The sequence below is a fragment of the Streptomyces sp. RG80 genome (genome assembly GCF_040446465.1).
In the GTDB taxonomy this organism is placed as follows: domain Bacteria; phylum Actinomycetota; class Actinomycetes; order Streptomycetales; family Streptomycetaceae; genus Streptomyces.
In genome coordinates, this window is sequence record NZ_JBEAAJ010000007.1 from 348,371 (window position 1) to 361,295 (window position 12,925).

Consider the following 12,925-nt stretch of genomic DNA (forward strand, 5'->3'; position numbering starts at 1 on the left):
CCGGGGTGTCCACCACGGGCTAGGCTGCCGTCCCATGTCGCGGAACGGACACGACGCCCAGCGCGGAGCCGACGGTCACTTCGGCCCCCACCCGCCCGCCCATGCCGCGGTCTTCGTCGGCGACTTCGCGATGCCGCGCGGCAGCGCCTTCCGCACCCACTGGCACGCCCACCACCAACTCGCCTGGTCCGCCCGCGGGTTGCTGCGCGTCCGCAGCGAACAGGGCGTGTGGCTGCTGCCGCCCACCCTCGCCCTGTGGATCCCCGCGGGCGTCCGGCACGCCACCGAGTCCGAGGGCGACGCGATCATGCGCAGCCCCTACGTCGACCCCGCGTGCTGCCCGCACATCGGCTGGGGCGAGCCGACGGTCGTGACGGTGACCGCCCTGCTGCGGGCGCTCATCGACCGTCTGGTGGGCACGGACCTCGCGCCGGACGCCCGGTCGCGCGCCGAGGCGGTCCTCTTCGACGAGCTGCGCCCGGTGCCGGTCACCAGCGTCTCCGCGCCCCGGCCCCGCGACCCGCGCGCCCGCGAGGTCGCCGACGGCCTGCGCGCCGACCCCGCGGACGCGCGCACCCTTGCCGACTGGGGAACCCGAGTCGGGGCCAGTGCACGGACGTTGGCCCGGCTCTTCGTCGCCGAGACAGGCCTCGCCTTCGGGCAGTGGCGGGAACGGCTGCGGATGCAGGCCGCGATGCCGCACCTCGCGGCGGGCCTCCCGGTCGAACCGGTGGCCCGCCGCGTGGGCTACGCCTCCGCCAGCTCCTTCACCGCGGCCTTCCACCGGGTGGTGGGGGTGACACCGAGGCAGTACTTCCCGGTCAACTGAGCGCGTCCGCCAGCGCCTTCGCCGTGTCGGCGACCAGCACGTCGTTGCGGGCGGCGCTCTGCTCCGGCTGCGTCGTCAGGATCGCCAGCAGGATCGGGGTGCCGTCCGGCGTCCACGCGATGCCCGCGTTGTTGTTGGTGCCGTAGGACCCACCGCCCGTCTTGTCGGCGACTGTCCACGTCTTCGGCAGACCGGCGCGCAGCCGGGTGCCGCTGGTGGTGTTGTTCAGCAGCCAGTGGGTGAGGAGCTCGCGGTCGGGACGGTTCAGGGCGTCACCGAGGACCAGCCGGCCGTAGGTCCGGCCGATCGCGTACGGGCTCGTCGTGTCCGTGATCCGCCAGGGCTCGGCCGAGTTGAGCTCGGTCTCCCAGCGGTCCAGGCGGGTCACCCGGTCGCCGAGGGAGCGGGCGAAGCGGGTGATGGCGGTGGGGCCGCCCAGCTCACGCAGCAGGAGGTTGCCCGCGCCGTTGTCGCTGAACGTGATGGCGACCTCGGCGAGTTCGGCGACCGTCATACCGTCGGCCAGATGCTCCCGGGTCTTGTCGGAGCCGTCTTCCGGCAGGTCGGCGGCCGTGTAGTGGATCCGGCGGGACAGGAACTCGCCGTCCCGGTCCAGGTCGCGCAGGACGGCCGCGGACGCCAGGGTCTTGAACAGCGAGCACATCGGGAACAGCTCGTCGGCGCGGTGCCGTACGGAACGTCCGGTGCCGAGGTTGCGGGCGAACACGCCTACACGGGCGTTGTGTCGAAGCTCCAGCTCGCGCAGCCGGGCGCTGACGCCTGTCCCGGTGGCGGAGGCGTGTGCGGGGGCGGCTGCCGCCACGAGGGTGGTTGCCGAGGCTGCGAGAAGGGTACGTCGGGCTAAGATCGCGCTCTCCTTCGGTCGGGTGGAGTAAAAGATCTCCTCAGTAGATCGACGCCGGATGTCATTCCTTGGTTGCCGGTCCGTAGACCATCGGCGGACGGCGGTGCGGGCGCGGGCTCGCCAGAGTGGCCGTATGGAGAACACCAAGGGGATCGATCGGGCGAGGTTCCTGGCCGGCGCGGCTGCGGTCGGGGTGGCCGGGGCGGTGCTGCCCGCGGGGAGCGCGGGGGCGGCCGGACGGGACCGGGCGGGGCGGGGCGAGGCCGCGCGGGGCAAGGCCGGGCAAGGTGCGGCCACGGGGAGCGGCGGGCGCCGGGGGCTGGCCCGCCGGGGTGTCGTCTACACCCTGGTCGCCGGGGAGACACCGGCCACCGCGTGGAGCGCCGAACGGATGCGCGCGGACCTCCGGGCCATCCGCGACGACCTGCACGCCGACACCGTCGACGTCACCGGCGACGGCGTGGAGCGCCTCACCGCCACCGCCGTCGAGGCCGCCGAGCTCGGACTGCACGTATGGCTCCAGCCGACCCTCGGCGACGTCCCGGAGCGGGACATCCTGGAGCACCTCGCCGAGACCGGCCGGTTCGCGGAGCGGCTGCGCCGGCAGGGCGCGAGCGTCGAGCTCAGCGTGGGCTGCGAGTTCTGGCTGTTCGTACCCGGGATCATCCCCGGCGACGACGTCTTCGAGCGCATCGCGAACCTCCAGAACGGCACCGTCGACTGGGCGGCGATGCAGGCCCGCCTCACCCGCTTCACCGCGAAGGCGGCGGCGCTCGGCCGCAAGGTCTTCCACGGCCGCCTCAGCTACGCCTCCGCCCCGGACATCGACGACGTCGACTGGAACCTCTTCGACGTCGTGGGCATCGACTACTACTCGTTCTTCCCCCGACGAGCCGACTACGTACGGGAGTTGAAGCAGTACCAGCGCTGGGGCAAGCCCGTCGCCATCACCGAGTTCGGCACCTGCACCTTCCGCGGGGCCCCCGAGGCGGGCGGCATGGGCTGGGACATCGTCGACTACGGCAAGACCCCGCCGGAGATCAAGGACCCGCTCCCGGTCCGCAGCGAACGCGTCCAGGCCGCCTACCTCACCGACCTGCTGGACGTCTTCGAGTCGATGAACCTGTACGCCGCGATGGTGTTCGAGTTCCTCACCGCCGACTCCCCGCACCGCCCCGGCGACCCCCGCCACGACCTCGACATGGCGAGCTACGGCATCGCCAAGGCGATCCAGGACCGCCCCGGCGACCCGGACACCGGCTGGCACTGGGAGCCCAAGGCGGCGTTCCACGCGGTGGCCCGGGCCTACCGCCGGGCCGGTCAGCGGCAGTAGGTGTCGGTGGCGGGACGCTCGCCGGTGGCCAGGAACCGCGACACGATCCGGTCGCCGCACGCGTTGCCGTTGTCCAGATAGGCGTCGTGGCCCGTGGAGTTCACGGTGACCATGACGGCGCGCCGGCCGAGGGCCTCGCGGAGCTTCAGGGCGCCGCTCACGGGGGTGGCGACGTCCCGTTCGTTCTGCACCATCAGGACGGTGGACGGCCCTCGGTCGGTGATCGTCACCGGCAGCTCCTTCGGCGCGTACGGCCAGGCGGCGCAGACCATCGCGTTGCGCGGCATGCCGGCGGTGAGCGGGTACTTGGCCCGGCTCTCGGCGACGCCCTTGCGGTACACGGCCGTCGACGCGGGCCAGGCGACGTCGTTGCACAGGGTCCCGGCGCCGACGGCGGTCACGTACTGCAGGACGGCGTCGGGCGGCGAGGCGGGCGCGGGCGGCAGGGTGCCGCTCTCGGCGGCCAGCATCAGCTCCGCCAGGGCGGGGAAGTCGTCCGGGTCGTAGAGGCTGTTCAGCATGGTCTGCCGCAGCACGTTGCCGTTCAGCTCCTCCGGGTTGGCCCCGGGCCACGGCATCGGCTCCCGGTCCAGCCGTTCGGCCAACTCCAGGAACAGCGGCCGCACTTCGGCGGCGCTCTCGGCGAGCCGGTACGGATTCCCGGGCTCCGCGGCCCACTTGGCGAACTCCGGGAAGGTGTCCTCGACGCCCTGCTCGTGCCCGGCGAGCCAGGCGCGGCTCACCATCGCCGGGTCCGGGTCGTCGTTGCTGTCCAGCACGAACCGGTCGGTGCGCCGCGGGAACAACTGGGCGTAGACGGACCCGACATACGTCCCGTACGACACTCCCCACGCGGAGATCTTCCGTTCGCCGAGCGCGGCCCGGAGCCGGTCGAGGTCGCGGGCCTCGTTGCGGGTGCTGATGTGCTGGAGCAGCTCACCGCCGTTCGCCGCGCAGGCGTCCGCCATCCGCCGGGCGGTGACCATGTTGGCGTCGACGGAGCCGTCGGCGGCGGGCCAGGGCCGCAGCCTGGACAGGGCGAGGTCGCCGTGGTCGAGGCCGCAGTCCACGGAGGTGGAGGGGGCGAGCCCGCGCGGGGCGAACCCGATTAGGTCGTAGGCGTCCCGTACCTCCCGCGGCAGCTTCTGTCCCTTCCCGGAAGGGTCGTTGAGGCTCGAACCGCCCGGCCCGCCCGGGATCAGGAACAGCGCCCCGCGCCGGGCGCCCGGGTTCTCGCTCGGGATCCGGGACACGGCGACGGAGATCTGCCGGCCGCCGGGATCGGCGTAGTCCATGGGGACCTCGAGGGTGGCGCACTGCTGACGGGGGTCGACCGTGGAGCCCGCGCACTTCGACCACTGAAGGGTGGGGGAGGCGGCGGTCGCGGTGAGCGGGGTGACGATCCCGAGAGTGACGGCGGTGGCGGCGACCAGGGCGGCGTTGCGCGTGATCTGCTTCATGGGAACGAGCCTCGCCGATCTTCGCGATCCGCCCCATCCGGCCAACTGCCCTGTCGATACGGGGGATTACCCCCGAGCAGGGGGAGGCACGGGAAATTCGGGCGACCCGGGGAAAGACACCGTGGAATCGTGACCGCGTGACCCTCCCCCTCACCACTCCCTACGACGACGATCGCGCCGCCTACTCCCGCGAGGCCCTGGCGCGCCTCGCCCTGTCCGCGCAGGCCGTGGAGACCGCGGCCGCCGCCCAGGCGCTGGTCGCGACACGCAACGACCCGGACACCGGCCCCGGCGGCCGGGTCAGCGAGGCGCTCGGGGCGGGACAGGCCGCGGAGCGCCTGCTGGCGCGGGCCGTCGTCTACGAGCGGGAGCGGGGAGCCTCCTGGGCGGAGATCGGGCGGTATCTCGGGACCGGCGCGGCGGAGGCCGAGGAGCGCTACGCCGCCGAGCTCGACGACTGGAGCGACGCCTTCGAGGTGCCGTACCGGCTGGATCCGACCGGACGCAAGCGCGTCCCGCGGCTTCCCCGGGGCGCCTACGACCCGCGGAGAACGGTGTGGGGGCTCGACCTCTGGGCCGGCCTGCACGTGACCACGGGCGACCGGCACGCCGTGAGCGGGGGACTGGCCCCGGGGGCGGCCCCCTGTCCCGTCCACCCGCCGCGTGAACTCGGCGGCGCCGTCCGCACCGAGAACCTCCGCACCTTCCTCGAAGTCCTCTCCGGCTACCTGCTGTACGAGTTCGACGACACCGACTGGGACACCGTCGCGCTCGGCCTGGAGTCCACCGACGACGAGGTCGCCGACCGGTACGACTATCCGCTGGAGGGCGGCCTGCACGCGGTGCGGGTGAGCCTCGCCTTCTCCCGGCCCTTCCCGGAGGACGACGACGGTGCGCCCGACACCGTGTCCGTGCTGGTCACCGGGTCCGCCGACGCCGAACTGGGGCTGCGCGTCGACACGCTGATCACTGCGTTGGGCTACTGGCCGCAGTCTTCGTGAACCCGTCTCAACCCCCGGGTTCCGCGCCGTACTTGCAGTGCACAGACTCCTGCCGAGTGTAGGAGCTGAGAGTCACGCCGTAGGTGAGAAGCGTGAAACTCGAAAGGCGCGGGGAGCCAGGTGACGGTGACGAAAGAGGAGCGGACATGAAACCCCCCGTCGGAAGCCATGTGGTGGACACCCGCAGCGGAAAGGTCGGCATCGTCATGGGGCACGAAGGGCCGTACGTGCAACTCAGACCGTACGGCGGCGGCAAGGAGTGGGACGCGACTCCCGACAGCGTCCGCCGCGCCACCCCCGCCGAGCGCCTCAGCGCCGCGACCGCCTATGCCAACGCACGCAGCCGGGGCGAGGTGCCTTGACGCCCGTGTCGTAGGGTGCGGGCGCATGGGCCTGTGGAGGATACGGAGATGGACGAAGCCGAGGGCGACCAGCCGCTGCCCCGTCCCGCTCACCACGCATCAACTCTGGATGGTGTCGCTGAGCGCCCCCGTCAGCCGGGACCGGGACGCCTCGCGGACCACCCTGTACCCGTTCGAGCGGCTCGATGACGACCGTGCCCGCAGCTGGCTGGCCGACCAGTGGGAGATCACCTCGCGGGACGAGCTGGCCGACCGGCTCGACGAGCTGTCCCAGTCCGGCTACCGGGCGCGGGCCCAGCAGCTCCTCGGGGTCTCACCGCTCGCCTGGGACGCGGCGCTGTACGTCGACATCTCCCGGCGCGGATTCGCCTGCGGCATGATCACCGAGGGCGAGGCCTGGACCGCCCTGAAGAACATCGTGCCGGCGGTGGTGTCCGCGTACGCCTCCTGGCAGGAGTACGCCGACCACTATCTGCTGGGGCGGAAGGTGTGGCAGGACCGGCTGGCGGGGACCGCCGACGCACCCGCCCCGCAGGCGACCGCCGACGCCCACCTCCGCGCCCTCCTCGACCCCGGCAACCGAGCCAGCCCCTGGAACCTCGCCCCCTGGGACACCATCAGCCACCCCGACCGGGCCCGCTGACCCCCGCGGGTACGGGAGAATGAACCCATGAGCCTGTTCCGTGATGACGGCATCGTGCTGCGCACCCAGAAGCTGGGTGAGGCGGACCGCATCATCACCCTGCTCACCCGCGGTCACGGACGGGTCCGGGCCGTCGCCCGGGGTGTCCGGCGCACCAAGTCCAAGTTCGGGGCGCGGCTCGAGCCGTTCTCCCATGTCGACGTGCAGTTCTTCGCGCGCGGCAGCGAGCTGGTCGGGCGCGGGCTGCCGCTGTGCACGCAGAGCGAGACCATCGCGCCGTACGGCGGCGGGATCGTCAGCGACTACGCGCGCTACACCGCCGGGACGGCCATGCTGGAGACCGCCGAGCGGTTCACCGACCACGAGGGCGAGCCCGCCGTCCAGCAGTACCTGCTGCTCGTCGGCGCCCTGCGCACGCTCGCGAACGGCGAGCACGCCCCGCACCTCGTGCTCGACGCCTTCCTGCTGCGCTCCCTCGCCGTCAACGGGTACGCCCCGAGCTTCAACGACTGCGCCAAGTGCGGGCTGCCCGGGCCGAACCGGTTCTTCTCGGTCGGTTCGGGCGGTTCCGTCTGCGTGGACTGCCGGGTGCCGGGCAGCGTCGTACCCTCGCCGCGGACCCTGGAACTCCTCGGCGCGCTGCTTACGGGAGACTGGGAGACCGCGGACGCGAGCGAGCCGCGGTACGTGCGGGAGGGCAGCGGGCTGGTCTCCGCCTATCTGCACTGGCATCTGGAACGCGGACTCCGCTCGCTGCGTTACGTAGAGAAGTAAGCCGAAGAGGAATCGAGAAAGCACATGGTCGTAGGCCGGCTGTTGGGGCGCCAGCGCCGCGAGTACAAGTGGCCGGAGCCGCACCCGTCCGGGGCCCGTGCGCCGAAGCTGCCCGGTGAGCTCGTCCCCAAGCACGTGGCGATCGTCATGGACGGGAACGGCCGATGGGCCAAGGAGCGCGGCCTGCCGCGCACCGAGGGCCACAAGGTCGGCGCCGAGCGTGTCCTCGACGTGCTTCAGGGCGCGGTCGAGATCGGCGTCGGCGCCATCTCGCTGTACGCCTTCTCCACCGAGAACTGGAAGCGCTCGCCCGACGAGGTCCGCTTCCTGATGAACTTCAACCGCGACTTCATCCGCAAGACCCGCGACACCCTCGACGAGCTCGGTATCCGGGTGCGCTGGGTGGGCCGGATGCCCAAGCTGTGGAAGTCGGTCGCCAAGGAGCTCCAGGTCGCCCAGGAGCAGACCAAGGACAACGACCGGCTCACGCTGTACTTCTGCATGAACTACGGCGGCCGCGCCGAGATCGCCGACGCCGCGCAGGCCCTCGCCGAGGACGTCCGCGCCGGGCGGCTCGACCCGTCCAAGGTGACCGAGAAGACCTTCGCCAAGTACCTGTACTACCCGGACATGCCGGACGTGGACCTGTTCCTGCGCCCCAGCGGCGAGCAGCGCACCTCCAACTACCTGCTGTGGCAGAGCGCGTACGCCGAGATGGTCTTCCAGGACGTCCTGTGGCCGGATTTCGACCGCCGCGACCTGTGGCGGGCGTGTGTGGAGTTCGCCTCCCGGGACCGCCGCTTCGGTGGCGCGATCCCGAACGAGGAACTCTTGGCCATGCAGGGAAGGACTGCTGACCAGCAGGCCACCTCGTAGTCCCCGAGCGTTCATCCGGGCCGTCGACGCTGCGGGAGATCACCTCCGGTCTCCCGCTCGTTGAAACGGCCCGCACATGAAACGCGTCACCCCCGCCCTCGCCCTCGGCGCCCTGGTCCTCACCGCGCTGCCCGCCCACGCCGCCGGGAACCAGCACCTGGCGCACCGCGACAGCTACGGCACGAAGGCCACGTACGCGCCCGCGCGGAGTGCGCACTCCTACGCGCGGCCGCCCGCCGGCTTCACCCCGGTGTTCACGGAGAACGTCTCGCGGCACGGCTCCCGCTCCGCCACCGACAGCGAGGACGGCGACCTGATCCTCGCCCTGTGGGACAAGGCCGAGGCGGCGGGCGGACTCACCGGGAAGGGCGAGGAGTTCGGACCCCGGGTGCGCGCCCTCCAGGCCGCCATGGCGAAGGTCGGCTACGGCAACCTGAGCGGGCGCGGCAAGGAGGAGATCCACGACACCGCGGTCCGCGCGGCCGAGCGGCTCCCCTCGCTGTTCTCCAAGATCGCCGCCGACGGCGAGAAGATCGACGTCGTCAGCTCCGGACAGGGCCGGGCCGTCGACAGCGCGAACATCTACGCGAGCGGTCTCACCGACACCGACCCGGCGCTCAAGCCCCTCGTCGGCGCGACCCGCACCGACAAGGACCTCCTCTACTTCCACAAGGCGGCCGGCGGCGCCGCGTACCGTGACTACATCGCGAACGACCAGCGCCTGGCGAGCACCCTCGCGTCGATCACCGACCAGCCGAAGACCCACCAGGCCGCCACCAGTGTGCTGCGCCGGCTCTTCAAGACCGACTTCGTGGCCGGGATCGGTGCCAGCGACCGGATCGCCGCCGCGACCGCCGTCTACAACCTGTACGCCATCGCCCCCGCGATGAGCGAGGAGAGCCCCGACGGCAGGGGCTGGGGCATGGAGCGGTACATCTCGCGCTCCGACGCCGCCTGGTTCGGGTACCTCGGTGACGCCGAGGACTTCTACGAGAAGGGCCCCGGCTTCGCCGGCAGCGACATCACGTACAAGATGGCGGACGTCCTGCTGGACGACTTCTTCCGGCAGGTCGAGGCCAAGAAGGCCGGCACCAGCACCCTCGGCGCCGAACTCCGCTTCACCCACGCCGAGGAGATCATCCCGCTGGCCGCCCTGATGGGCCTGCCCGGCAGCACCCGGGGCGTGACCGAGGCCGAGCCGTACACCTACGCCGACAACCCCTGGCGCGGCGCGTCCGTCGCCCCGCTCGGCTCCAACATCCAGTGGGACGTCTACGAGAAGAACGGCCGCTACCTGGTCCGCATGCTCTACAACGAGAAGGAGACGGCCTTCAAGGCCGCCTGCCACCCGATCGAGAAGGGCAGCAAGTTCTACGACCTGGACGAACTGGAGCGCTGCTTCGGGCGGGCGTAGCTACTTCGTCGCCGTCGCGCAGTCCGCGCAGGTGCCGAAGATCTCCACCGTGTGCGCCACGTTGACGAACCCGTGCTCCGCCGCGATCGCCTCGGCCCACTTCTCCACCGCGGGGCCCTCCACCTCGACGGCCTTGCCGCAGACGCGGCAGACGAGGTGATGGTGGTGGTCGCCGGTGGAGCAGCGGCGGTAGACGGACTCGCCGTCGGAGGTACGCAGGACGTCGACCTCGCCGGCGTCGGCGAGGGACTGAAGCGTGCGGTACACCGTGGTCAGGCCGACCGAGTCGCCCTTGTGCTTGAGCATGTCGTGGAGGTCCTGCGCACTGCGGAACTCGTCGACCTCGTCGAGCGCCGCCGCCACGGCGGCCCGCTGCCGGGTCGAGCGGCCCTTCACGGGCGGTCCAGCGGTCGTCACCGTTCCTCCTTCTATGGCTCGATCGCCTCCGGGACGCCTTGTGCCGGTGTCGAGTCCACGACCGTGCTCAGCCCTTCGGGCCTCCGCGCGCTCGCGGCTCGCCTCCGGCGCGCCCCTGCGGCTCTCTCGCGCCTCACGTCTGCACTTGCCGGGCCATTGTGCCAGTCCGGCCTGTGCCGAGTCAGACGCCGACCTTCCCGGTCGACTCCCGGCTGGCCGGAATCGTGCACTCCGCCGGGTCGCCGCCGGGCTGCGCGGCGGCCGCCTGACGGGCCCGGCGCCGGGCCAGCGGGGTCGCCAGCGCGGTGAGAACGATGAACGCGCCGATGGTCAGCAGCACGATCGTCGCGCCGGGCGGGACGTCCTGGTAGTACGAGGTCACCGTGCCGCCGATGGTCACCGCGACACCGATCGCCACGGCGATCGCGAAGGTCGCCGCGAAACTCCGGCTGAGCTGCTGCGCCGCCGCCACCGGCACCACCATCAGCGCCGACACCAGCAGCAGGCCCACGACCCGCATGGCCACCGTCACCGTCACGGCCGCCGTGATCGCGGTGAGCAGGTTCAGGGCGCGCACCGGCAGCCCGGTCACGCGCGCGAACTCCTCGTCCTGGCTGACCGCGAAGAGCTGCCGGCGCAGCCCGAGCGTGACCAACACCACGAAGGCCGCGAGCACACAGATCGCCGTCACGTCGTCCTGCGAGACCGTGGAGAGCGATCCGAAGAGGTACGAGGTGAGGTTCGCGTTGGAGCCCGTCGGCGCGAGGTTGATGAACATCACGCCGCCGGCCATACCGCCGTAGAAGAGCATGGCGAGGGCGATGTCGCCGCGGGTGCGGCCGAACCAGCGGATCAGTTCCATGAGGACCGCGCCGAGGATGGAGACGATCGTCGCCATCCACACCGGCGACCAGTTCAGCAGGAAGCCGAGGCCGACGCCGGTCATCGCGACATGGCCGATGCCGTCGCCCATCAGGGCCTGGCGGCGCTGGACCAGGTAGATGCCGATCGCGGGGGCCGTGATGCCGACGAGGACGGCGGCGAGCAGGGCCCGCTGCATGAAGGCGTAGTTCAGGAATTCCATCAGCTCAGCAGTCCCGTCCGGATCGGTTCGGCGTCGTGAGCCGCGTGCGGGTGTACGTGGTCGTGGCCGGGCAGCGCGTGCTGGCCGACGGCCTTCGGGGGCGGCCCGTCGTGCAGGACGCAGCCGTCGCGGAGCACCACCGCGCGGTCGATGAGCGGCTCCAGGGGGCCCAGCTCGTGGAGGACCAGCAGCACGGTCGTGCCGTGCGCGACCTGCTCGCGCAGGGTCTGGGCGAGCACCTCCTGGCTGGCGAGGTCGACGCCGGCCATCGGCTCGTCCATGATCAGCAGTTCGGGGGCGGAGGCCAGCGCGCGGGCGATCAGCACACGCTGGTGCTGGCCGCCGGAGAGGGCGTTCACGGAGTCCTTGGCGCGGTCCGCCATGCCGACCAGCTCCAGGGCGTGCCGTACGGCCGCGTGGTCGGCCTTGCGCAGCACACCGAAGCGGGCCTGGGAGAGCCGCCCGGAGGAGACGATCTCGGTCACCGTGGCGGGCACGCCGCCCGCGGCCGTGGTGCGCTGCGGGACGTACCCCACCCGCCGCCAGTCGCGGAACCGGCGCCTGGAGGTGCCGAACAACTCGATCTCGCCGGCCGCGACCGGCACCTGGCCGATGACGCTGCGCACGGCCGTCGACTTGCCCGAGCCGTTGGCGCCGAGCAGCGCGACGACCTCACCGCGGTCCACGGTGAGGTCGATGCCGCGCAGGACGGGCCGCGAGCCCAGGTCGGCGCGGACACCGCGCATCGATATGACGGGCTCGCTCACCAGGGCCTCCGGATCGGTCATTTGGCGCCCAGTGCTGTCTTGAGCGCCGCGAGGTTGGACTCCATGACCTGGAAGTAGTCGTCGCCCTTGGACTTGTCGGTGATGCCCTCGAGCGGGTCGAGGACGTCCGTCTTCAGTCCCGCGTCCGAGGCGAGGGTCTTCGCGGTCTTGTCGGACACCAGTGTCTCGTAGAACACGGTGGTCACACCGTCGGCCTTGGCCTCGGTCTGGAGCTCCTTGATCCGGGCGGGGCTCGGCTCGCTGTCCGGGTCCAGGCCGGAGATGGCCTCCTGGGTGAGGCCGTAGCGCTCGGCGAGGTAGCCGAAGGCGGCGTGGTTGGTGAAGAAGACCTTGGTGGAGGTGTTCTCGAGCCCGTCCGCGAACCGCGTGTTCAGGCCGTCGAGCTTCTTCGTCAGGGCGGCGGCGTTCTTCTTGTAGTCGGCCGCGTGGTCCGGGTCGGCCTTCTCGAAGGCCTTGGCGACGCCCTCGGCGACCTCGCGGTACTTCACCGGGTCGAGCCAGATGTGCGGGTCGAGGGCGTGCTCCTCCTCGTCGGAGTGCTCCTCCTCGGCGCCGTGCTCGTGCTCGACGTCGCCGTGGTCCTCGAGCTTGGTCAGCGAGGCCGCGTCGATCTTGGTCTTGACCTCGGACTGGGAGACGGCCTTGTCGACGGCCGGCTGGAGGTTCTTGAGGTAGAGCACCGCGTCCATCTCGCCCAGCTCGGCGGTCTGCTTGGTGCTGAGCTCCAGGTCGTGCGGTTCCTGACCGGGCTCGGTGAGCGTGGTGACGTTCACATGGTCCCCGCCTATCTGCTCGGCGAGGTACTGCATCGGGTAGAACGACGCGACGACGTCGAACTTGTCCGTGTTGCCGGCCGCGGCGCTGTCGGTCGAGCAGGCGGACAGGGTGCCGAGGCCGAGAGCGGTGGCCGCCGCGATCGCGATCCCGGATATGTGGTGTCGTCGTACGTTCATGACACTCATTTTCAACAAATATGGAAACCGTTGTCAACAAACCGTGGTGGGAGGCCCCTGGGGGCCCATAGACCGAACCGATTTGATTGAGGGGCAGGCACCGCCGGTAATCTGAGGCATTCGCTC

14 protein-coding genes are annotated in these 12,925 nt (G+C 71.5%); 8 read left to right on the plus strand and 6 right to left on the minus strand.

Going from position 1 to position 12,925, the window contains the following annotated elements:
* Window positions 1-34 precede the first annotated feature (34 nt).
* Entirely contained in the window at window positions 35-829 is a 795-nt protein-coding gene (locus ABKA17_RS25315; protein ID WP_353694507.1) for an AraC family transcriptional regulator, read from the plus strand.
* On the opposite strand, the gene bla is transcribed toward ABKA17_RS25315, so the two are convergent.
* The gene (bla, locus tag ABKA17_RS25320) at window positions 822-1,730 is read right to left on the minus strand and encodes a class A beta-lactamase (protein ID WP_502994388.1); all 909 of its coding nucleotides are present in this window, start codon (window positions 1,728-1,730) and stop codon (window positions 822-824) included. The genes ABKA17_RS25315 and bla overlap by 8 nt on opposite strands.
* A gap of 97 nt (window positions 1,731-1,827) precedes the next feature.
* Here bla and ABKA17_RS25325 point away from each other — a divergent pair, with 97 nt between their 5' ends.
* Complete coding sequence (locus ABKA17_RS25325) at window positions 1,828-3,027, plus strand: glycoside hydrolase family 113 protein (RefSeq protein ID WP_353694509.1); 1,200 nt, start codon at window positions 1,828-1,830, stop codon at window positions 3,025-3,027.
* Here ABKA17_RS25325 and ABKA17_RS25330 read toward each other — a convergent pair.
* Window positions 3,015-4,487 (minus strand): alpha/beta hydrolase, encoded by a 1,473-nt coding sequence (locus tag ABKA17_RS25330; protein ID WP_353694510.1) that lies wholly within the window; start codon window positions 4,485-4,487, stop codon window positions 3,015-3,017. The genes ABKA17_RS25325 and ABKA17_RS25330 overlap by 13 nt on opposite strands.
* A 137-nt stretch (window positions 4,488-4,624) precedes the next feature.
* On the opposite strand from ABKA17_RS25330, the gene ABKA17_RS25335 reads away from it, so the two are divergent.
* The 6 genes from ABKA17_RS25335 (at window position 4,625) to ABKA17_RS25360 (ending at window position 9,557) form a co-directional block, all read left to right on the plus strand.
* Entirely contained in the window at window positions 4,625-5,488 is an 864-nt protein-coding gene (locus ABKA17_RS25335; protein ID WP_353694511.1) for a hypothetical protein, read from the plus strand.
* A 146-nt stretch (window positions 5,489-5,634) separates the two neighbouring features.
* The gene (locus tag ABKA17_RS25340; protein WP_353694512.1) at window positions 5,635-5,850 is read left to right on the plus strand and encodes a hypothetical protein; all 216 of its coding nucleotides are present in this window, start codon (window positions 5,635-5,637) and stop codon (window positions 5,848-5,850) included.
* A gap of 25 nt (window positions 5,851-5,875) precedes the next feature.
* Window positions 5,876-6,493: a DUF1266 domain-containing protein gene (locus ABKA17_RS25345; RefSeq protein ID WP_353694513.1), complete on the plus strand. Its 618-nt coding sequence runs from the start codon at window positions 5,876-5,878 to the stop codon at window positions 6,491-6,493.
* A 27-nt stretch (window positions 6,494-6,520) separates the two neighbouring features.
* Window positions 6,521-7,267 carry a DNA repair protein RecO gene (recO, locus tag ABKA17_RS25350; protein WP_353694514.1) on the plus strand — a complete coding sequence of 249 codons (747 nt, stop codon included), beginning with the start codon at window positions 6,521-6,523 and terminating at the stop codon, window positions 7,265-7,267.
* Window positions 7,268-7,291: 24 nt separating this feature from the next.
* On the plus strand, window positions 7,292-8,143 hold the full coding sequence (locus ABKA17_RS25355) for an isoprenyl transferase (protein WP_353694515.1): 852 nt from the start codon (window positions 7,292-7,294) through the stop codon (window positions 8,141-8,143).
* 76 nt (window positions 8,144-8,219) lie between these two features.
* A complete protein-coding gene (locus ABKA17_RS25360; protein WP_353694516.1) occupies window positions 8,220-9,557 on the plus strand; it encodes a histidine-type phosphatase in 1,338 nt (445 codons plus the stop codon).
* Here the strand turns inward: ABKA17_RS25360 and ABKA17_RS25365 are convergent, their stop codons facing one another.
* The 4 genes from ABKA17_RS25365 to ABKA17_RS25380 all read right to left on the minus strand — a co-directional run bounded on the left by ABKA17_RS25365 (window position 9,558) and on the right by ABKA17_RS25380 (window position 12,799).
* Window positions 9,558-9,974: a Fur family transcriptional regulator gene (locus ABKA17_RS25365; protein WP_353694517.1), complete on the minus strand. Its 417-nt coding sequence runs from the start codon at window positions 9,972-9,974 to the stop codon at window positions 9,558-9,560.
* A gap of 181 nt (window positions 9,975-10,155) precedes the next feature.
* Window positions 10,156-11,058, minus strand: coding sequence for a metal ABC transporter permease (locus tag ABKA17_RS25370; protein WP_353694518.1), 903 nt, complete (start codon window positions 11,056-11,058; stop codon window positions 10,156-10,158).
* On the minus strand, window positions 11,058-11,846 hold the full coding sequence (locus ABKA17_RS25375; protein WP_353694519.1) for a metal ABC transporter ATP-binding protein: 789 nt from the start codon (window positions 11,844-11,846) through the stop codon (window positions 11,058-11,060). Before ABKA17_RS25375 ends, ABKA17_RS25370 begins: the two co-directional genes overlap by 1 nt.
* On the minus strand, window positions 11,843-12,799 hold the full coding sequence (locus tag ABKA17_RS25380; RefSeq protein ID WP_353694520.1) for a metal ABC transporter solute-binding protein, Zn/Mn family: 957 nt from the start codon (window positions 12,797-12,799) through the stop codon (window positions 11,843-11,845). Before ABKA17_RS25380 ends, ABKA17_RS25375 begins: the two co-directional genes overlap by 4 nt.
* Window positions 12,800-12,925: the final 126 nt, after the last annotated feature.

Bases quoted from the DNA above. Each gene is read 5' to 3' on its own strand.
- ABKA17_RS25315 (WP_353694507.1), top strand. From the start codon at position 35: ATGTCGCGGAACGGACACGACGCCCAGCGCGGAGCCGACGGTCACTTC.
- ABKA17_RS25380 (WP_353694520.1), bottom strand. From the start codon at position 12,799: ATGAACGTACGACGACACCACATATCCGGGATCGCGATCGCGGCGGCC.
- ABKA17_RS25330 (WP_353694510.1), bottom strand. From the start codon at position 4,487: ATGAAGCAGATCACGCGCAACGCCGCCCTGGTCGCCGCCACCGCCGTC.
- ABKA17_RS25345 (WP_353694513.1), top strand. From the start codon at position 5,876: ATGGGCCTGTGGAGGATACGGAGATGGACGAAGCCGAGGGCGACCAGC.
- ABKA17_RS25375 (WP_353694519.1), bottom strand. From the start codon at position 11,846: ATGACCGATCCGGAGGCCCTGGTGAGCGAGCCCGTCATATCGATGCGC.
- ABKA17_RS25360 (WP_353694516.1), top strand. From the start codon at position 8,220: ATGAAACGCGTCACCCCCGCCCTCGCCCTCGGCGCCCTGGTCCTCACC.
- ABKA17_RS25355 (WP_353694515.1), top strand. From the start codon at position 7,292: ATGGTCGTAGGCCGGCTGTTGGGGCGCCAGCGCCGCGAGTACAAGTGG.
- recO (WP_353694514.1), top strand. From the start codon at position 6,521: ATGAGCCTGTTCCGTGATGACGGCATCGTGCTGCGCACCCAGAAGCTG.
- ABKA17_RS25370 (WP_353694518.1), bottom strand. From the start codon at position 11,058: ATGGAATTCCTGAACTACGCCTTCATGCAGCGGGCCCTGCTCGCCGCC.
- ABKA17_RS25325 (WP_353694509.1), top strand. From the start codon at position 1,828: ATGGAGAACACCAAGGGGATCGATCGGGCGAGGTTCCTGGCCGGCGCG.
- ABKA17_RS25340 (WP_353694512.1), top strand. From the start codon at position 5,635: ATGAAACCCCCCGTCGGAAGCCATGTGGTGGACACCCGCAGCGGAAAG.